This window comes from Pseudoalteromonas sp. APC 3355 (assembly GCF_030407615.1).
In the GTDB taxonomy this organism is placed as follows: domain Bacteria; phylum Pseudomonadota; class Gammaproteobacteria; order Enterobacterales; family Alteromonadaceae; genus Pseudoalteromonas; species Pseudoalteromonas distincta.
Genome location: NZ_JASDDB010000009.1, coordinates 123911 through 144063, shown reverse-complemented (window position 1 = coordinate 144063; position 20153 = coordinate 123911). Strand labels below are relative to the sequence as shown.

Below are 20153 nucleotides of genomic sequence, written 5' to 3'. Positions count from 1 at the left end.
AGTGAACACAACAATAACTTTCTCAAAAGGTTTCTCGTTATTTGAGTTAGTTATTGTTGTTATTTTACTGGCAGTCATTTTGAGCTTTGCTATACCTCAATATATAGGTATTAAAAATCAAGCGCATAATGCAAGCGTTGACGCTATAGCAGGTAGTTTTTCATCAGCTGTTGGCATGGTTAGAGGACAATGGGAGTTAGAAGGTAGGCCAAACAGCAGGTCAAACAAAACATTTGTTAACTATGCAGGGGTAATAGTTGGTGTTGATGGGACGTTAGGTACACCAACAAGCGATGAAACAGAAAAAAAAGATACTCGTGCAGAAGTTATAAGTGCGAATAAATGCCGCCAAGTTTTAAATATAATTTTACAAGATGCACCCAGTAGTACGTTAAGTAATGAATTATCGATAATAAAAAGTGTAAGTTTTTTAGTTAGGTACAATGCAGAAAATACGCAATGCGTCTACTATTTAACTCACACCATTGATGTTAAAAGTATACCTACCAATACAGGGGAAATATCAGGTCTAACAGGTTTTTCATACTTTGCTAAAACAGGCAAAGTAAAAATATTTAAAAACTAAGTAATTAAAAAGAGGCTTATTTATGAAAACGCAATCGTTAAAAAGTTTACCAATAAATAAACAAGCAGGTTTTACACTTGTTGAATTGATCATCGTAATTGTTATTTTAGGCATTTTAGCTGTTACCGCAGCACCTCGCTTTTTAAACTTGCAAGGTGATGCCAATGCTTCAACACTTGAAGGCTTACAGGGCTCTATTCGCAGTGGTATGAATATTGTGAATGGCAAATCTATTATTGCTAGTGATCACAAAAAGGAAACGGCTGAAGTTACTGTAGATACAGGGGATGCAGTCGATACAGTTTATGGTTACCCAGCAGCAACCCTTGCTGCATTTGAAGCATTTTTAGATGTTAGTTTCGCTACTGATGATTCTGCGGATTTTAATCTAGATGATTCAGCAACCGATGGTACTTTAATCATTTACCCTAACAGTTATGTAAAAGGAGATGATTGCCGTATCGATTATAAGCAAGCTACTGCAACGACAGGCCCTGTAGTTGTAACTCCTCCAGTAATTACACTTGTTACTACGGGCTGTTAATTACATAAATGATAAGCAGTAGTAAGCAACGATTGCGTGGCTTCACACTCATTGAGTTAATTATTACTCTAGTGATATTGGGAATACTGTCGGTAACGGCAGTTCCTAAATTTCTGGGCAGCTCAACAGAAGACGCCTATTCGTATCGAGACCGTACTTTAAATGCACTTAGGACAGTGCAGCTACGTGCAATGCAAAACACAGCAACAACAAGTTGCCATACCCTTTATATAACCTCCACACTTATTGCTCCCCCCACAACTGATACATGTAACGGTGGCGCTGATGTAAACAACACCGATCATTTAGTGGTGCAAATAGACACACAAAGAAGTGATATAACATTTAGTGCTTTAGATAGTAACGCGAATATATTTACCCAAATTAGTTTTGATCCATTAGGCAAATCAAATCAAACCTGCACTACGCAATGTCGAATCGATGTTGGATTAGCTGGTGTATGCATAAGTGGAGAAGGGCTAATATATGCGTGCCCTTAAAGTAAAAGGTTTTACTTTAATTGAGCTTATTATTGGCATAGTCATGTTTGCGATTGCATTGAGCATTATTACCGCTTTAATTGCCCCACAAGCCAAAAAAAGTGCAGAGCCGATTGTGGCTTTAAGAGCCTCTGAATTTGGTCAATCACTAATGAACGAAATTCAAAGTAAATCATTTGATGAACACAGCGACAGAAGCTCTCCTTTTAAGCGGTGTGGCGAAATATCTATAGGTGCTGAGGCTTGTACCGCACCTGCTGACTTCGGAGTAGATAACTCAGAAACCAGAACCAGTTATAACGATGTAGATGACTATATTGCACTGTCTAACCAGCCTATTACTAATAGCCTAGGTGAGGTGTTAAGCCAATACAATGACTTTAACTTAGTTATTACAGTCCAGTACGATAGCGACTTTAACGAATTGACCATTAACGATGGCACAACCTTTAAGCGTATTACTATAGAAGTAACATCACCCTTAGGCGAAGTTTACGGATTTAGTGCTTATAAGGGGAATTACTAATGCAAAGAGCCAAATATCAAAATGCATTTACCCTTATAGAGCTATTACTTGTGATGGTTATTATTGGTATTTTAGCCGTAAGTGCATTTTCGTTTATTGGTGCCGGAGTCAGTATTTATTCGCAAGGGGTTGAACGTCAAGAAGCTGTAGCCCAGGCCCGCTTTTTAATAACGCGACTTAGTAAAGAACTTCGCCACGCTACACCAAATTCATTAAGGCTTTCTTGCGATAACAGTACTAGCGGAGCATGTAGTGCTCAGCAGTGCTTAGAATTTACGCCGTTTTTATCGGCCACTCACTATACAAATTACTTACCAACCGTAGCGCCTTTTAATGTTAGCGCTGTTGATTTTGAACTTAATAATTTAACGCAGCCGCAAGCTGGAGATTGGGCAACAACTTACCCGTTAAGCAGCTCTGATATATACGATGAGAATAATAATAAACGTTTAAAAATATCAGCATTTAATAGCTCCACCACTAGTGCAATTGATGAGTGGCAATTTAGCAAAGCCTTTGCCCAAGAGTCGCCAAGTAAGCGCCTTTATTTACTCTCTCAACCTGTAAGTTTTTGCGTTGAAGGGCAGTATTTATATAGATATACCAATTACGGTTTTACTGTTAATCAATTAGATGCCGTGAGCTTACAAATAAGCAGTGGTGTTAAACGTGATTTATTAGGTATTTACATTGCTAACAATTTAGCGAGCGATTTATTTTTTACTCTTGATTCACTCTCTCTACAAAGAAACGCTGTGCTTAATGTGAATGCGCAAATGCAATTTAACGGTACTGAAGTAATGAGCTTTAACCATGAGGTACATATTCCTAATGTACCTTAAAAAAAATCCTCACGGAAAAGCCTTACCCAGTAAGCAAAAAGGAAACTTAATAATAGTTTCTTTAGTCATTATTGTTGCTTTATTAGCACTAGGATTAGCATTAGTTAAAGTGCTTTCTGGTGCATCTCAACAAAATACCATTGAGTATTACGGCGCTCGCGCTTTTATGGCGGCGCAAAGTGGATTAGAAAGTGGCTTAACGCAACTATTTCCAATAAATAGCCCAGTTAAAAGCTGTACATCAGTTACTACTGATTTAACCTTCCAAACTGCATATTTAGCTAACTGTAAAGTAGTGGTGAGTTGCGATGAATATATAGACCTACCAGATAGCAGTACAACAAACGGGCTTGTGAATATATATTACTTACAAAGCAGTGCAACGTGCGCCGCAATTGATTGCCCTGCAGGGAGTAGCTGCAGAAAAGATTATTGGCAAACACAAAGAACGCTTAGTGTGGAGGCTAAAACCTTACCATGATGAAAAATGTATTGGTCACTATATTTTTTAGCTGCGTGTTACTTTGCAATTACGCAAATGCAGTGCCTCCAAAAATTGAAGGGCGTTATATAGAGCTGCAAGATACATATACATCGCCTGTTTGGACAAAAGTTAATTTTCAACAGCAATATATAACGCCTCCTGCTGTTTTTATGCTCTCAACAAACCAAGGCGGAAACCCTGCAATAATAAGAATACGTAATATAACCACAACTAGCTTTGAGGCCCTGCCGCTTGAACCCTCTGGGGAGGACGGTGGGCATATTAGTATGGGGGCGCACTATTTAGCTGTTGAGTATGGTGTGCATCAATTTCCTGATGGGACAATTATGGAAGTGGGTAGTACAGACTTATTACTCGAATTACAGTATGGCTCTAAGTCTGGTTTTGCTCCACTAACACCTAAAGGCTATAAGTCTTTAACATTTGCTGAACCGTTTACTCAAAGGCCAAACTTTTTTCATTCATTACAAACACTCAATAGCATAGACAGCAATCCACCAACGCAAGCATTAATACCGTTTTTAACAGTTGCAGTAGAAAGTAATTCTCTATCTGCCAGCGGCGTTAATATTGCTTTAGAAGCATCAGAAACAGCACTTGGGATTATAAAAACCGAAACTGTTGCCTATATGGCCGTAGAGCCTGGAAGTAATCGCATATTTTCTGACGATAATGGCGTTGAGGTGTCATGGGAAACTTTTTTCACAGGCTTTGAAGTCGACGGCTGGAGCAATGGCTGTAATTACTTTAGTTTTACTAATAATTTTAGTGTGGCTCCGTTAGTTGTAGCGAGTAAAAACTCACGCCAAGAAGATGATGGCGGGTGGCTACGCAGCTGTAACCTAAGGACTGACAGGCTAGGACTTGTTGTTGACGAAGATCGTGATGGCGATAACGAGCGCCGTCACGTAAACGAGGAAGCATCAATACTCGCCATGACCAGTACCTTTGTATTTAACGGTGATATTTTAGATTGTGATACGTTATTCCCTGGCGCTATTTCTACCTATAACAATGGTGAGGTGCAGTTAGTTCAGGGGGTAGAAATAACAGATGGCAATGCGCAGTTTGTCACCACCACAAGTTTAATTTCTACAGCGCTGACGAGCCCTCCTTTGTGTAATGGTCAGGCGTGTGTTGCTGGTGGTTATAACTCTTTAGAACCGAATCAAGCGGCGCAGGTGCCAACGGTTACAAATGATGGTAGCTCAACAGGGCCCGTACCTACTTCTTTAGCTGGCGACTATTATTACGATGAGTTGCAGTTAAGTATGCTGGAAACAAAGTACAGAGTAACAGCGCCTACACGTATTTTTTTAAAAGACACAACCTCACTATTATCAACTTCATTTTTGAATATAGGTAAAACAAATATAGTAGTAGAAACTGGCGCGTACTTGGCTATTTATGTGGATGGTGCGGTTGCTATTGCAGCCGATGCCAATATTGCGGGCTATATTGTTGCCACTGGTGAGGTCAGAATCGCACAAAATGTAACGTATCAGGGGTCAATTACATCGGCTACTCAAATTATTACCGAAGGGAGCTCAACGTTTGACGCTCTACCAGTACCTGAAAGTATCCCTGGTTTTTGTGGTATTTATACACCACAAACCCTAGATCATTATCGTTTAACAATAAGCGATAACAATGCTCTAACGTGTGAAGCTAAAGAGATGACACTCACAGCCTGCGCTAATGATGCCTGCGACTTATTATTTGCGGAACCCTCTAGTTTAAACCTTTCTCCAGATAATAGTGGGCAACAAAGCTGGGTTACAGGAGAGAATATTAATTTTACAGGATCAGCGGTTGTCGAATTTGCTAAACGCACCACAGGCAGTGTTACATTTGGATATAACACTGCAGAGCCTTCTGCACCTCTTCGTTGTTATATTGCAGGTAATAATGTTGGATTAAGCGGCTGTAAAGTTACATTTTCTGATGCTGGATTTATTTTTAATAATGATACAGATGGAAATACTACAATTCCAACTCAGCTATCAGCAAAGCCTTCAAATACTGGATTTAATGCAAAAGCGTTATCTATCCAGGCGGTAAAAACTAATACCACTACGGGCGTATGCGAAGCTGCATTTCCCGCTGGTGGTGATGTAAGCTTAGATTTATCGTATACATGCAGCGCGGGTGCAAGTTGCTCTGATACGGTTTCACTTAGTAATAACAATAATACCTTTGCGGTAGAGCAAGCTTCTAAATCGTTCATACTAAACTTTGATAGTGAGTCTAAAGCCCCGATTGTTATAAATTATCCCGACGCAGGAATGTTGAGTTTAAATGTAAATACCAATTTAATTTTAGACCCAGTCACTAATTTATCAGTAAATTTAACGGGTAGTTCAAATGAGTATGTTGTAAAGCCATTCGGATTAGCGATAGAAATTGCAAGTGATGGTTATGCAGCAGACGCTGATGGAAGTTTATTTAGATTAACTGGCGAAGCATTTGATTTAAAGATGAATGCGGTGCAATGGCAAACAGGGCAAGACACTAACAACGATGGTTACCCAGATAACTACAGCAATATAACAAATAACACCATTGCCAAGCACTTCATTACAGAGCAACCACTTGTAGAGCCATTACTTAAAGCGCCTACGCCAGGCATTCAAGGTACGCTTGAAGCGATGAGTACTGTTGCCTTTAGTGACACTGGTAGTTTGAGTGAATCTATATCGCAATATAATTACGACCAAGTTGGCATCATTGATTTAACAGTAGGTCTGCAAGATGCCGATTATTTTGGTGCGGGAGATGTAAAAGGTGAACTATATAACGTTGGTCGTTTTGCACCTTCGCAGTTTCAGGTAGTGGGGGTTCAAGCCGCCGCGCAATGCACGCAATACGGCAGTAATTTAACTTACCTTGATCAACCTTTTGAACTTGGCTTTACAGTACAAGCACAAAATCAAAATGGTGAGCTAATGGCTAATTATAAAGAGGGCTTTGATAAGTCCAGTGTAGCCATTAATGCCGAAAATAATGAAGTAGCTAACTATGTACCTGCAACTAATTTTGCTAGCCGCTTAGTAAACCTAGGGAATAATAACTGGGGAGATATAAGCGACGGCCAATGGCAAATGAGTCAAATAAACACCACACTTCAAAGATTAGGTGTAGGGCAAGCAGACGGACCGTTCGCTATGGTCAGTTTAATGGCAACGCTTTCTAACATAGAAGGAGCAACGCTCATTGATGCAAATGATAAACCTAATACACAAGCAGCATGCTCGGGTGGCTGTAATAGCGTACGACTAAATACATTACCAATAGAGTTTAAATTTGGACGCTTAGTCCTTGGTAATAACGCAGGCTCCGATCTCGACCCTTTACTTATTCCTATGCAGGCTCAGTATTACAACGGCAGTGGATTTGTAAATAACGCAGAAGATAACTGTAGTGTATTTGATCATACCCAAATCACTCAAATATCACCTAACAGCCCGCAGTTAGCCTATGAATATGGAACGGGTGTATCTGGCCAGTTAGAGGCGGGAGTGTATCCGGCAAACAATGGTATTTGTGCACAGCCAAATGGTTTGGGTGAATTTACCTTAGAATATAATACTTATGATTGGTTAAAGTGGGATTGGCAGGGGGATGAAACACAGCTTGATCCTCGTACTATTTTACAATTTGGACGCTTTCGAGGAAATGATCGGGTTATTTACTGGCGTGAAACACGCGAATAGTTGTAAACTAAGATAATAATTGAACAAAGCTTGTGTTTTGTGCTGCAAGTACATAGCATAAGGCTTTAATTATAAAAAATAATAACGACCAAATAATTGCCGCTTTTTGGGACTGGAATATATGCGAATTACTCCTTTATCTCTGTTAATTTCAGCTAGTTTGTTAGCTAGTAGTGCATTTGCACAAGACACAGCTACAGTAACTGGAATTGAGTCAGAGATTAGTGTTAAACAGACAGAATACGATAACTCGACAAGAATACTTGAAAAACATCTTAAAGAAGAAAGTCAGTTACAAAATCAACTAGAGCTACTTCGTTCTCGTTCTACAGAGCTAGATAAAGAAAAAAACCAAGCGCTCGATGCGATGAACGAAATGTACCGTCGTTTAATTGACGATCCCACTATTAATATTAGTGCGGCTCAATCACGCTATCAAAAAGCGGTGATTGATCATAAGCAAAATAAAGATGATATTTCTATGCAGTTGGCGGCAATTGCATCCCACCGTAAAGATATAGAGCAAATTCGTGTTGCTAAGCATACGCTTTTAAATACTTTAGAAAGTTTAAAAGAGCAGTTAACTACAGCCAGAGTAGAGCGTTTACGTAACGAGTTTACACGTGAAGGCACGCTTGAAGTTAACCATACGATTAACTGTAAGCGAACAGAAACTCTAGCAGCATGTGAGCAACGCGGTCAGCAAATGGGTTTACAAAAAGCAACTAAACGCTTTGTAGATCAAATATTTGCAAATCTAACAGAAGAGCGCATTGTTGAGCCAAAACGTAATTTGGCGGGCGCTCAAGTACAAATATTAAGTAGCCATGTAGTTAACAGTGCATTTAGCGGCCAAGGTAACTACAACGTTAACTTAAGCGTAACCATGCGCGGCGAAGTAAACAGTAGCCGTTTATGTAGCTTATTAAGCATTGATAACCGTTATTGTTCTGAGTACGGCACGCCACTTACTGCTGCTTATCAACCCGCGTATAACAATACATTTACTGATAGTCAGTTAACATTCAGTAATAGCGCGGATAATAGCAACACGGTGTCGGTTTCTCGTTTAGAAAAGCAGCCAGTACGTGATTATTCAGTTAAACCTGCATCGGTGAAAGAAGATTACCCTTCTATCCTTAATAAGAAGAAGGATCAATCAATAGAGCTGACATTACGATCAAACGTATACGACGATGAAGTGTTTATCGATGGTGTAAGCTTTGGCTCAACACGCTTGATCACACGTTTACCGCCGGGTATTCACAACATTGAAATACGTAAACTTGGCTATAAGCCTTATCAAGTTCGTGTTGATTTGAATAAAGCACAAACAATTAATGCAAATTTGGTAAAAAAGCCTAAGTCGATTGCTGCACCGACCTATACTCGAGAGCAACCAGAAGTAACAACACGCCAGGTTAGTGAAAACGTTAATGTATTAAATGCAAACGTTGAAACGCCGGTTGTCGTTATTCCTGCAGGCAAATTTAAAATGGGCGATATCAATGGCAATGGTTTAGCTAATGAACGTCCAGTAATTGAAAAAGTAATAGCAAATTCTTTCGCTATGCAAAGTAAAGAAGTAACCGTAGGTGCCTACGAAAAATTTGTAGCAAATACAGGTTATAAAACTCAAGCGGAAAAAAATAAAGGGTGTGCGTATTATTTAAACGGCGAACCAGTATGGGAAGCAAATTTAAATTGGCGTAATCCTGGTTTTGAGCAAGGCAGTGACTTTCCTGCTGTATGTTTAACTTATAACGATGCAAAAGCTTACGCTGAGTGGTTATCGGGTCAAACAGGGCAGCAATTTCGTTTACCTAACGAAGTTGAGTGGGAATACGCAGCACGTGCAGGAACCGAAACAGAATACCCTTGGGGTAACGAAATTGGTAAAAACCTAGCTAACTGTGGTTGGTGTGGTAGTGAATGGTCAAATAGACGTGCATCACCAGTAGGTTCTTTTTCTCCAAATGCATTTGGATTATACGATACCGTAGGCAATGTATGGGAATGGACCGATAAAGAATCAGGTGAGTCTGATGTAGCAGTAAGAGGCGGAGCGTGGAATTTTGCACCAAGCCTTGCTCGTGCATCTACGCGTTTAATTTTAGCGCCTGATTTTAGATCTAACTACATTGGTTTTCGCTTAGTTCGCGAACGATAAACTCAATTAAGGAAGCTTTGCTTCCTTTTTTCACAAATTCACAAAGGCGCTGCGCTTTATATTGCTCATATAGTTGAGCATGTTAAAGTGAGGCAGCTAATATAAGAACGTATTTCAAAGGTCATCCAGCCTCATGTTTAAAAAACTCCGTGGTATTTTTTCTAACGATCTATCGATCGACTTGGGTACAGCCAATACCCTAATTTATGTAAAAGAAGAAGGTATTGTATTAAACGAACCTTCTGTTGTTGCTATTCGCCAAGAACGCGCTGGTGGACCTAAAAGTGTTGCATCTGTAGGTACAGAAGCAAAACAAATGCTAGGTCGTACACCGGGAAATATTAAAGCAATCCGTCCAATGAAAGACGGTGTAATTGCTGATTTTTATGTAACTGAAAAAATGTTACAACACTTCATTAAGCAAGTGCATAACAATAACTTTATGCGCCCAAGTCCGCGTGTACTAATTTGTGTACCGTGTGGTGCTACTCAAGTAGAAAAGCGTGCAATACGTGAATCTGCAATGGGTGCTGGTGCTCGTGAAGTTTACTTAATTGAAGAACCAATGGCAGCAGCTATTGGTGCAGGTTTACCAGTATCAGAAGCAACAGGTTCTATGGTTGTTGATATTGGTGGTGGTACAACTGAAGTGGCTATTATTTCACTTAACGGTGTTGTTTACTCATCATCTGTTCGTATTGGTGGTGATAAGTTTGACGAAGCTATTATTAATTATGTACGCCGTAACTTTGGTAGCTTAATTGGTGAAGCGACAGCTGAAAATATTAAACATCAAATTGGCTCTGCGTTCAAAACTGATGAGCCAATCGAAATTGAAGTGCGCGGTCGTAACCTTGCCGAAGGTGTTCCGCGTTCATTCACGCTTAACTCACACGAAATCCTAGAAGCTCTACAAGAGCCGTTAATGGGTATTGTGAGTGCAGTAATGGTTGCGCTTGAGCAATCACCACCAGAGCTGGCATCAGATATCTCTGCGCACGGCATGGTACTTACTGGCGGTGGTGCATTGTTAAAAGATTTAGACCGTTTATTAATGGAAGAAACGGGTATTCCGGTTGTTGTAGCTGATGATCCACTTACGTGTGTTGCGCGTGGTGGTGGTAAAGCATTAGAAATGATCGATGTTCATGGTGGTGACGTTTTTAGTTACGACTAATGAAATTAATGTTTGGACGCACAGTCTCTTTGCAACTGCGACTTTTTGTCGCAGTGCTTTTGAGTATCGTACTCATAGTTGGAGACAGATATACGCAAGGTGGTACCGTTGTTCGTACCAGCCTTAATACTCTAGTTAGCCCACTAATCTATGTTGCTAATTTACCCTACGAATTATTTAGCTTAAGTGCTAAAAGCCTGCATACGCGGGATCAACTTCTTACTGAAAACGAAGCGCTGAAAAAAAAGCAAATGCTACAAAGCGAGCAACTTCAGCAGTATCAATTTCTAGCCAGAGAAAATCAAAAACTGCGCGCCTTATTAGGCTCATCTGCAAAGCAATCAAATCGTAAAATTATTGCTCAGGTACTTTCTGTACATTCAAACCCGTATAGTCATCAGGTTGTTATTAACCGTGGTACAACTGACGGGCTTAGTGAAGGCCAAGCTGTAATTGATGAAATGGGTGTAGTAGGGCAGCTTACAAAGGTTGGTTCAACAACTTCACGCGTGCTACTAATGACCGACACCACACATGCCACACCTGTGCGTATACTTCGTAACGATGTACGAACGGTTGTTGAAGGCATAGGTAAAATTAACGTCGTTAAGCTCTCTCACGTTCCACACAGTTTAGATGTGCGAATTGGCGATGTACTTGTTACATCGGGTTTAGGGGGCACATTCCCTGAAGGATACCCGGTGGCAGTAGTAACCGAAATAAATCGTGATGAAGGCCGACCGTTTGCACAAGTTTTTGCAGAACCTATTGCGCAACTAGATCGCATTCGTTTGCTGGTTATTTTATGGCGTAATCAACAGGAGCAAATCAGCGATGATTAACCGTTATTCATTGTTAATTGCGCTAAGCATCTTTTTTGCGTTAATAATGGCACTAATGCCACTTCCATTTTCGTTTGAACCATTTAGACCTGACTGGGTTTTACTTGTACTTATGTATTGGTCGCTAGCAGTACCGCATCGTTTAAATATTGGTACTGCTTGGGTTGTTGGTTTATTAATAGATTTAGCGTCTGGCTCACCGCTGGGCGTGAACTCGCTTACATTCTCGGTATGTATTTTTGTAACCGCGAGCAACTTTCAAAAAATTCGTAACTTTTCGCTTTGGCAACAAAGCCTACTAATTGGTTTATTTTTAACGCTGTATCACTTAATGCAGTTTTGGCTAAATCACTTTTTGTTAGGGGTTTACTTTAATCCACAGTACTTATGGCCAGTAGCAACCGGAATGGTTAGCTGGTTCTGGGTCTTTTTACTACTTCGTAAATATCGCAGACATTTTAGGATCAGGTAATGACTACCGCAGTATATTTGGCATCAGCCTCTCCCCGTCGTAAAGAGTTATTAAGCCAATTAGGTGTCGAATTTACACAATTTAGTGTTGATGCAGATGAAAGCCCACTTCCAAACGAGCAACCTAGAGCACTTGTTGAGCGTTTAGCGCGCTTGAAAGCCCAAAGCGGTGTAGAGCTTGGTTATACCGATCGCCCTGTACTTGGTAGTGATACCGTGGTTGTTATAGATAACGAGTCATTGGGTAAACCTCGCGATAAAAACGATTTTACACACACGTTAAAACGCCTATCGGGTAACACGCATCAAGTTCTTACCGCAGTTGCATTTGCGACGCAAAATGATGTGCTTAGCTGTGTTGTAAGCACAGATGTTACTTTTAAAACCTTAACAGATGAAGAAATTAATGCTTATTGGGAGTCAGGTGAGCCACAAGATAAAGCCGGTGGCTACGGTATCCAAGGTTTAGGCGGCCGCTTTGTAACTCACATTGCGGGTAGCTATTTTTCTGTTGTAGGCTTACCTTTATATGAAACCGAACAATTATTAAAAACATTCTTAAGAAGGTAACATGAGTACAGAATTACTGATCAATGTCACACCGAGCGAAAGCCGTGTTGCCCTAATAGAAAACGGTGTACTGCAAGAAATACAGCTAGAGCGAATCGGTAATCTAGGTATTGTAGGCAATATTTACTTAGGAAAAATAAGCCGTGTACTTCCGGGTATGCAGGCTGCTTTTGTTGATATCGGCCTTGAAAAAGCTGCATTTTTGCATGCATCCGATATTGTAAATAGTGCCTCTATTGTTGAAGGCGTAGACGACGTACCAATAAAAAAAGTACAAGATATTAGAGAGTTAGTTCGTCAAGGCCAATACATTATGGTGCAAGTGGTAAAAGATCCGCTAGGCACTAAAGGCGCAAGACTCACCACTGATATAACTATTCCTTCTCGCTATTTAGTGTTTATGCCTGATGCGACGCATGTAGGTGTTAGTCAGCGTATTGAAACTGAAGAAGAGCGCTCACGTCTTAAAAAAATAGTCGCAGAATATGGCGATGAAAATGGCAGTTTTATTGTACGTACAGCAGCTGAAGGTGCTAGCGAAGCTGAATTACGACACGATGCCGGCTTTTTAAGAAAATTATGGGAAAAAATAACATCACGTCGTAGAAAAACGAGTAAAGCTAGTATCCTACATGAAGATTTAACGCTTGCCTTTAGAACCCTGCGTGACTACGTAGGCGAAGATATGGAGCGCATTCGCGTTGACTCTAAACTCAGCTATGAAGAACTAAAGTTATTTACTGAAGAGTTTGTTCCACAGCTTTCTCAAGTGCTTGAATACTACCCAGGCGAGCGACCTATATTTGATTTGTTTGATGTTGAAAACGAAATTCAAAAAGCACTACATCGTAAAGTTACGCTAAAATCGGGTGGTTATATAATTATTGACCAAACAGAAGCAATGACGACTGTTGATGTTAATACAGGTGCATTTGTAGGACATCGTAATTTAGAAGAAACCATTTTTAATACCAACGTAGAAGCAACCTCTGCAATTGCTCGCCAGCTTAGGCTGCGTAACTTAGGCGGGATTATCATTATCGACTTTATCGATATGGTAAGTGAGGATCATAAGCGACGGGTGCTTCATTCACTTGAATCAGCCCTTGCAAAAGATCGCACTAAAACGAATATTAATGGGCTTTCAGCGCTTGGCCTTGTTGAAATGACGCGTAAACGTACACGCGAAAGCTTAGAGCATATTTTATGTGATGTATGCCCTGCATGCTCCGGTCGTGGTTCACAAAAAACAGTTGAAACGGTTTGCTACGAAATACTACGTGAAATAGTGCGTGTGAACCGAGCATACGCAGCGGACAAGTTTATGGTGTATGCAGCGCCTGCTGTAAGTGAGGCCCTACTAAACGATGAGTATCATAATCTTGCTGAGCTTGAACTATTTATTGGTAAGCAAGTCAATATTCAAACCGAGAGCTTATACAGCCAAGAACAGTTTGATGTGGTAATGATGTAATGAAAGCAAAAGCGGTCTGTTTTTTTTGTTTTAGAAAGTTATGGCAGACCTGCGCCATAATTTTGGTATTACTGGCCGTTATTGTTTCAATTTTAAAATATACCCTCCCGTATGCAAACGAATACAAAGGTGACATAGAAGGCTATTTACACGAAAAGTTTGAAATAAGCTTATCTATCGGTGAAATATCAGCTAGTTGGCAGGGCAGTGGTCCTGCATTAGTGCTAGAAAATTTATCGTTTAAAGATAACGAAACCGCGCCAATATCACTCACCATAGCTAAAACCAGCTTAGAGCTAAACCTATGGGAAAGCTTTAAAGCACTGCAACTTAGATCTAATTATTTTGTTATTAATGGTTTTCATACCAGTGTAAATATCACCAACTTATTTAAAACCGGTGATAACGACGAAGTTTCTTTTGAGCAAAAAGAGCTAATTGAAGAACTGTTTTTGGGTAAAACGGGTCATTTTGCAATAGAAAATTCCAGTATTAACTTTATTTTAGAAGATGGTAAAGAACGTAAATTACTTCTTCAAAACATTGTTTGGCAAAATGAAGATGAGCAGCACCTTGGTAGTGGAAGCTTAGCACTGCCGGGTATTTCGGTCGGAGACTTTGACGCGCGCATAGCACTTACCGGGGATACTCTAGAGCAGGTTGCGGGCGACATTTATGTGCAGGCTAATAAGGTCGATGTATCTAACTGGTTAGCGCAATATATAAATACGCAAAAGCAGCAACTGCATAGCGATATTAATTTACAAGCATGGCTAAAACTAGATAAAGGTTTTGTAAGCGATGTGAAAATGCAGTGGTTACCAAGCTTTGTACGCTGGCAGCGAGAAGAGCAAAGCCACCAAGTTAGTTTGAGTGAAGGTGGATTCCATCTATATCCAGAACAAAATAGCTGGCACTTAAAAAGCACCGGTTTAACATTTAATAGTAATGATAAAGCATGGCCAAGTTTAGAGTTTGAAGCCCAACTAGGGCTGCAAAATAAGGTGTGGCTGCATCAAGTTGATTTTGAATTACTGAGTAACCTAGCCGGGCTAAGTAATTTTAATGCACTTGAACCATTTTTAGAACGCCAACCTAGTGGGCAAATAGATCAAGCTTATTTAAGTTTTTCTAATGCACAGCAATGGCAATTATGGTTTGAGGCTAACAATATTGGCTGGCAAGAATTAAGATCGGTACCAGCAGCGCAAGGACTTAGAGTAAATGGTTTACTTACCCAAAGTAGTGGTCGAATAAATTTATTTGGTGAAAGTGGCACATTAGTTACAGGCGAAAGCTTTAGTAACGACATAAATTATAATCAGCTACATGTAGAGCTAGATTTAGCTAAGCGAGATGATGGCTGGCATATAAGTAGTGACAATATCTGGTTTGATAATGATGAAGTTACTCTTGCTGCAGAATTACAAATTAGTCTAACAGATGATCCTCGATTAGATCTTTACGCAGAAGCGTTCGCTCCAGATGCCAATATTGCAGGTCATTACTTCCCATTAAAAGCGATGAGCCCTGAACTTGTTAGCTATTTAAATGGTGCAATTAAAGGCGGAGAAGTATCTAAAGCACAGGTCTTATTTGCAGGGCCTTTGTCTGGTTTCCCATTTACTGATGGTAGTGGTCAGTTTGATGTATTAGCACAAATAGACAATGCAACCTATGAGTTTGACCCTGATTGGCCTGCGGTCACTAATGCTGATGTACAGCTACATTTTGCTAATGAGCGGATGGACATATATAGCCAGCAAGGCAAGTTGGTTAATTTAGATATTGGTAATAGTGTACAGGTGAGCATTGCCGATTTAATGAATGCTGATGAACTTATTGTGCAAATTGATAAAAAAGCAGAGATGGAAAAGTTACATGACTTTTTTGCAGCGACACCTATTGCCAAACCTCTTGCTGAAATTTTTAAAGTTGTACAGGGCAAAGGCGAAGCCGATGCCAGTATTGAGCTTTTAGTAGGCTCTAAGTTTAAAGGCGGAGCCAGTGTTAGCGGCAAAGTTAATTTAAATGACTTGCCAGTATTTATAGCAACGCCAGGTATTGAGCTTAAAAACTTAACTGGCGAGCTTAATTTTAAAAACGACAACATCACACTTAAAAATGCGACTGCGAAGTGGTTGGGCATGCCGCTAAATATTAATTACAGCAGTAAAAGTGATGCTAAAAATTACCAAGCAAACATAGATATAAACGCCAAAATTGACGCCGATACACTAATTGATAGTGGACAAGGTATATTAAAAAATTATTTAAGCGGGCAAAGCGATGTTGATATTGGTTTAGTACTTAATTTTACCGAACAAGGCTTTAATTACCGTGCACAGGTAAACTCAGAACTACTTGGCTTAACGAGTAACTTACCCGCACCTTATAATAAAAATAGCGAACAAGCGTGGGCGCTTGATGCAGTAGTTCAAGGTGATGATATTTCTAATCTCATTACAGCAAACGCTAATCAACAGTTTTACTTTAATGCTATTTTAGAAAATGGAAAATCACAGTTTAGTAATGTCCATTTTGTGCTCGGAAAACAAGATTTAGGATTAAACCAAAAAGACTTAAGCGTAAATATAAATCTTGAGCAGAGTGAATTAGTGCCTTGGTTTGATCTGATTGATCAAATAATTAAAGCAGGTAAAGCAAACCCAGATCAAGAATCAAAAGGGATTATGCCACCGCTTAATGAGGTGGTCGCAAATATAGGTATGCTTGATGCAAGTAACATCATCTTTAATGATTTTGAAATGCGTTTAGCACCATCAAAAGACGATTTATACCTAAAGTTAAATGCTAAAGAACTTAGAGCTGGGGTTTTTATTCCTACATCACAACCTAGCCAGCCTATACGAATTAATGCCGATTACTTAAGGCTTAACTTTGCACAGCCTAGCGAGCAATTAATCGAAATAACAGATGTACTTCCTGAGGAAGACTTGAGCTGGCTTACTAAAATACCTGCCATTGAGTTTGAATGTAGTGACTGCAAAATTGATCGCTATCAGCTTGATAAAGTGAGTGCGTCATTATTAGGTGATGGCGAGCGCTTATCGATATCAGAACTTGTAATCGATAAAGGAGATCATGTACTGCGCACTAAAGGGCAGTGGCAAAATGGTTTAACAACGCTAAGAGGTGAGCTTAAAAGTGATGATATAGGCGCATTGTTTGGCGAGTTTGATATTACCTCTGCAATTAAAGATTCTAAAGCTGATCTAAATTATGATCTTACTTGGCAAGCTGCACCTTATGATTTTGATGTGAAAACTTTAAGTGGTGAAGTTACTTGGGATTTAGGGGAAGGTCACTTAACTGAAATCAGTGATGGTGGTGCACGCGTATTTTCGCTGTTGAGCCTTGATTCACTCGTACGCAAACTGAAACTTGATTTTAGAGATGTATTTTCAAAGGGCTTTTTTTATAACAGCATGCAAGGCTCTATGCAGTTAGAAAACGGTATCGCTTACACTAAAGATACTAAAATGGATGGTGTGCCTGCCGATTTAACTATTAAAGGCTACGCAAACTTAAATACGCTAGATATAGATTACGACCTTGCTGTAGCGCCACAAGTAACCTCAAGCATTCCGGTTATAGTGGCGTGGATGGTTAATCCAGTAACAGGGCTTGCTGCTTTAGCACTTGATAAAGTTATTCATTCTGCGCGCGTCATCTCAGAGATCAATTTTAAAGTAACGGGTAAAATGAACGATCCTATTGTTCAAGAACTCGACAGAAAAAGTCGTGAAGTTACGCTTCCTCAAGCTGCGCAAAATCAGCCACAAGCATCAGTCGATTTAAAACTTAAAGATGCACAAGTAACAGTAACGCAATGAACAAAACTGAAATACTAAGCACTCCCACAATAGTTGCCCTGCAAATGTGTTCAGGGCTAAGCCCTGATGACAACATAGCAAGCTTAAAGCGTGCACTTAAAACACTCCCCGCAAAAAGACCATTACTTGTTTGCTTGCCAGAAGCTTTTTTAGTGTTTAGTAAAACTGGTAACGATACGCTACGTGTTGCTAAGCAAGTTGAGCGATACAAACTACAACTTAGTGAATTGTGCCAACACCATAATATTTGGTTAAATGCAGGCACAATGCCTGAGCCATTTAACGAACATAAGTATTACGCAGCATCGCACTTATATAATAATCAAGGCGAGCTGGTTGCAACGTATAACAAAATACATTTATTTGATGTAACCGTTGATGATAAAACAGGTAGCTATCGAGAGTCAGATTTTACCCAAGCTGGAAGCGATGTAGTGGTTGTTGATTCTCCCTTTGGTAAAATTGGCTTAACAGTATGTTATGATCTGCGTTTTAGTGGCTTATTTAACGAACTAGTACGCCAAGGCGCCGATATTATTTTAGTACCCAGTGCATTTACAGTCCCTACAGGGCAAGCGCATTGGCAACCGCTATTAGCAGCTCGCGCAATAGAAACACAATGTTATGTAGTTGCAGCAGCTCAGTACGGTACACATGAAAATGGCCGACAAACATATGGCCACAGTATTATTATTTCACCTTGGGGCAATACCCTGAGTGAATTGCCAACAGGCACCGGTTTTATAAGCTGCAACGCAGATTTAGACCAGTTACAAAAAATTAGACGAGATATGCCCGTGCAGTCTCATCAACGATTTAGAGAGCATTTATTATGAATTCGGTTGAACAGCATTTACTACAAGACAGCCAGCTAAATAGAGAAGAGCTCGAAAAAACGCTCGCTTACATACATCAGCATAAAGTGGATTACGCCGATTTATATTTTCAATCAAGCCACCACGAATCATGGGTGCTTGAAGACGGCTTAGTTAAAGAAGGCTCTTATAACGTTGAACGTGGCGTTGGTGTACGTGCTGTAAGCGGCGAAAAAACAGGTTTTTCTTACTCTGATGCAATAAATCTTGAAGCACTTAATAAGGCGGCTACAGCGGCTCGTAGCATCGCAGATGCTGGCGAAGATAGAGCGATTAAAGTATTTAGTGATGTTAAAGTTAAAGAGCAGTTTGCAGCGCATCAGCCAATTTCGAGTATGAGCGATACCGACAAGGTGAGTTTATTACGCGAACTTGAAAACTATATTCGTGAACTAGCACCCGATGCAGAGCAAGTAATTAGCTCAATGTCAGCGGTATACGAAGAAGTATTAATCGCAGCTAGTGACGGTACGTTTGCCACCGATATTCGCCCGCTTATTCGTTTAAACTGCTCAGTGCTGCTTGAAAAAAATGGTCGCCGTGAACGCGGTGGCGCAGGTGGTGGTGCACGTTTAGATTATGGTTACTTTAAAGAGCTTGTTGATGGTAAACCACGTTGGATGGAATTTGCAGAAGAAGCTGTACGCCAAGCTAAAGTAAACCTTGAAGCTATTGATGCACCTGCAGGCACGATGGAAGTTGTACTTGGTAATGGTTGGCCTGGCGTGCTTTTACACGAAGCAGTAGGGCATGGACTTGAAGGCGACTTTAACCGCAAAGGCGCGTCTGCGTTTAGTGGTAAAGTGGGCCAAAAAGTTGCATCTGAGCTGTGTACTGTTGTTGATGATGGCACCATGGCTGATCGCCGTGGGTCACTTAATGTGGATGATGAAGGCACACCAGCCGCTTACAACGTACTTATTGAAAACGGTATTTTAAAAGGCTATATGCAAGATAAGCTAAACGCGCGTTTAATGGGTGTAAATCCTACCGGTAACGCACGTCGTGAGTCGTATGCACATTTACCAATGCCTCGCATGACTAATACCTACATGTTAGGTGGTGAGCACAGCCAAGCCGATATTATCAGCTCAGTTAAAAAAGGGGTATTCGCGCCTAACTTTGGCGGCGGACAAGTTGATATAACCTCAGGTAAGTTTGTATTTAGTGCATCAGAAGCGTATTTAATCGAAAATGGTAAAATTACCCAACCAATTAAAGGCGCAACGCTTATTGGTAATGGACCAGAAGTAATGCAGCAAATATCTATGGTTGGTAACGACTTAGCACTTGATAAAGGTGTTGGTGTTTGTGGTAAAGATGGTCAAAGCGTACCGGTAGGCGTAGGCCAACCAAGCCTTAAAATTGATCAGTTAACGGTCGGTGGTACAGCTTAAATATTACTCAAGCGCGAAGTGAATTCGCACCTTCGTGCTTGATGTTTATTGTAGGTGAGGTTTTACACCTCGCTTTTTAAATACAGACTTAGAAACAGATCGCG

General features: G+C 40.2%; 16 protein-coding genes. All 16 read left to right on the top strand.

Going from position 1 to position 20153, the window contains the following annotated elements:
- The first annotated feature begins 1 nt into the window (after window position 1).
- The 16 genes from QMA08_RS13220 (at window position 2) to tldD (ending at window position 20049) form a co-directional block, all read left to right on the top strand.
- The gene (locus tag QMA08_RS13220) at window positions 2–586 is read left to right on the top strand and encodes a prepilin-type N-terminal cleavage/methylation domain-containing protein (protein ID WP_290174695.1); all 585 of its coding nucleotides are present in this window, start codon (window positions 2–4) and stop codon (window positions 584–586) included.
- A gap of 22 nt (window positions 587–608) precedes the next feature.
- A complete protein-coding gene (locus QMA08_RS13215) occupies window positions 609–1130 on the top strand; it encodes a prepilin-type N-terminal cleavage/methylation domain-containing protein (RefSeq protein ID WP_193225757.1) in 522 nt (173 codons plus the stop codon).
- An 8-nt stretch (window positions 1131–1138) separates the two neighbouring features.
- On the top strand, window positions 1139–1630 hold the full coding sequence (locus QMA08_RS13210) for a type II secretion system protein (RefSeq protein WP_290174694.1): 492 nt from the start codon (window positions 1139–1141) through the stop codon (window positions 1628–1630).
- The gene (locus QMA08_RS13205; RefSeq protein WP_193225759.1) at window positions 1617–2156 is read left to right on the top strand and encodes a type II secretion system protein; all 540 of its coding nucleotides are present in this window, start codon (window positions 1617–1619) and stop codon (window positions 2154–2156) included. Before QMA08_RS13210 ends, QMA08_RS13205 begins: the two co-directional genes overlap by 14 nt.
- Window positions 2156–2998 carry a type II secretion system protein gene (locus tag QMA08_RS13200; RefSeq protein WP_290174693.1) on the top strand — a complete coding sequence of 281 codons (843 nt, stop codon included), beginning with the start codon at window positions 2156–2158 and terminating at the stop codon, window positions 2996–2998. Before QMA08_RS13205 ends, QMA08_RS13200 begins: the two co-directional genes overlap by 1 nt.
- Window positions 2988–3479: an agglutinin biogenesis protein MshP gene (locus QMA08_RS13195; protein WP_290174692.1), complete on the top strand. Its 492-nt coding sequence runs from the start codon at window positions 2988–2990 to the stop codon at window positions 3477–3479. Before QMA08_RS13200 ends, QMA08_RS13195 begins: the two co-directional genes overlap by 11 nt.
- On the top strand, window positions 3476–7216 hold the full coding sequence (locus QMA08_RS13190) for an H-type lectin domain-containing protein (RefSeq protein ID WP_290174691.1): 3741 nt from the start codon (window positions 3476–3478) through the stop codon (window positions 7214–7216). Before QMA08_RS13195 ends, QMA08_RS13190 begins: the two co-directional genes overlap by 4 nt.
- Before the next feature lie 121 nt (window positions 7217–7337).
- Window positions 7338–9386 carry an SUMF1/EgtB/PvdO family nonheme iron enzyme gene (locus QMA08_RS13185; protein ID WP_290174690.1) on the top strand — a complete coding sequence of 683 codons (2049 nt, stop codon included), beginning with the start codon at window positions 7338–7340 and terminating at the stop codon, window positions 9384–9386.
- 133 nt (window positions 9387–9519) lie between these two features.
- Window positions 9520–10563, top strand: coding sequence for a rod shape-determining protein (locus QMA08_RS13180; protein WP_002958401.1), 1044 nt, complete (start codon window positions 9520–9522; stop codon window positions 10561–10563).
- Entirely contained in the window at window positions 10563–11405 is an 843-nt protein-coding gene (gene mreC, locus QMA08_RS13175; protein ID WP_173400216.1) for a rod shape-determining protein MreC, read from the top strand. The genes QMA08_RS13180 and mreC overlap by 1 nt, the downstream gene beginning before the upstream one ends.
- The gene (gene mreD / locus QMA08_RS13170) at window positions 11398–11877 is read left to right on the top strand and encodes a rod shape-determining protein MreD (RefSeq protein ID WP_002958403.1); all 480 of its coding nucleotides are present in this window, start codon (window positions 11398–11400) and stop codon (window positions 11875–11877) included. The genes mreC and mreD overlap by 8 nt, the downstream gene beginning before the upstream one ends.
- Window positions 11877–12446 (top strand): Maf family protein, encoded by a 570-nt coding sequence (locus QMA08_RS13165; protein ID WP_002958404.1) that lies wholly within the window; start codon window positions 11877–11879, stop codon window positions 12444–12446. The genes mreD and QMA08_RS13165 overlap by 1 nt, the downstream gene beginning before the upstream one ends.
- A gap of 1 nt (window position 12447) precedes the next feature.
- Window positions 12448–13920, top strand: coding sequence for a ribonuclease G (gene rng, locus QMA08_RS13160; RefSeq protein ID WP_002958405.1), 1473 nt, complete (start codon window positions 12448–12450; stop codon window positions 13918–13920).
- Window positions 13920–17777 (top strand): YhdP family protein, encoded by a 3858-nt coding sequence (locus QMA08_RS13155; RefSeq protein ID WP_290174688.1) that lies wholly within the window; start codon window positions 13920–13922, stop codon window positions 17775–17777. Before rng ends, QMA08_RS13155 begins: the two co-directional genes overlap by 1 nt.
- Window positions 17774–18613, top strand: a complete 840-nt coding sequence (locus QMA08_RS13150; protein WP_138488453.1) for a carbon-nitrogen hydrolase family protein — start codon at window positions 17774–17776, stop codon at window positions 18611–18613. Before QMA08_RS13155 ends, QMA08_RS13150 begins: the two co-directional genes overlap by 4 nt.
- Window positions 18610–20049: a metalloprotease TldD gene (gene tldD / locus QMA08_RS13145; RefSeq protein ID WP_138488454.1), complete on the top strand. Its 1440-nt coding sequence runs from the start codon at window positions 18610–18612 to the stop codon at window positions 20047–20049. The genes QMA08_RS13150 and tldD overlap by 4 nt, the downstream gene beginning before the upstream one ends.
- The last annotated feature ends 104 nt before the right edge of the window (window positions 20050–20153 follow it).

Bases quoted from the DNA above. Each gene is read 5' to 3' on its own strand.
- QMA08_RS13190 (WP_290174691.1), top strand. From the start codon at position 3,476: ATGATGAAAAATGTATTGGTCACTATATTTTTTAGCTGCGTGTTACTT.
- QMA08_RS13195 (WP_290174692.1), top strand. From the start codon at position 2,988: ATGTACCTTAAAAAAAATCCTCACGGAAAAGCCTTACCCAGTAAGCAA.
- QMA08_RS13205 (WP_193225759.1), top strand. From the start codon at position 1,617: ATGCGTGCCCTTAAAGTAAAAGGTTTTACTTTAATTGAGCTTATTATT.
- QMA08_RS13165 (WP_002958404.1), top strand. From the start codon at position 11,877: ATGACTACCGCAGTATATTTGGCATCAGCCTCTCCCCGTCGTAAAGAG.
- rng (WP_002958405.1), top strand. From the start codon at position 12,448: ATGAGTACAGAATTACTGATCAATGTCACACCGAGCGAAAGCCGTGTT.
- QMA08_RS13150 (WP_138488453.1), top strand. From the start codon at position 17,774: ATGAACAAAACTGAAATACTAAGCACTCCCACAATAGTTGCCCTGCAA.
- QMA08_RS13155 (WP_290174688.1), top strand. From the start codon at position 13,920: ATGAAAGCAAAAGCGGTCTGTTTTTTTTGTTTTAGAAAGTTATGGCAG.
- mreC (WP_173400216.1), top strand. From the start codon at position 10,563: ATGAAATTAATGTTTGGACGCACAGTCTCTTTGCAACTGCGACTTTTT.
- QMA08_RS13215 (WP_193225757.1), top strand. From the start codon at position 609: ATGAAAACGCAATCGTTAAAAAGTTTACCAATAAATAAACAAGCAGGT.
- tldD (WP_138488454.1), top strand. From the start codon at position 18,610: ATGAATTCGGTTGAACAGCATTTACTACAAGACAGCCAGCTAAATAGA.
- mreD (WP_002958403.1), top strand. From the start codon at position 11,398: ATGATTAACCGTTATTCATTGTTAATTGCGCTAAGCATCTTTTTTGCG.
- QMA08_RS13185 (WP_290174690.1), top strand. From the start codon at position 7,338: ATGCGAATTACTCCTTTATCTCTGTTAATTTCAGCTAGTTTGTTAGCT.
- QMA08_RS13210 (WP_290174694.1), top strand. From the start codon at position 1,139: ATGATAAGCAGTAGTAAGCAACGATTGCGTGGCTTCACACTCATTGAG.
- QMA08_RS13200 (WP_290174693.1), top strand. From the start codon at position 2,156: ATGCAAAGAGCCAAATATCAAAATGCATTTACCCTTATAGAGCTATTA.
- QMA08_RS13180 (WP_002958401.1), top strand. From the start codon at position 9,520: ATGTTTAAAAAACTCCGTGGTATTTTTTCTAACGATCTATCGATCGAC.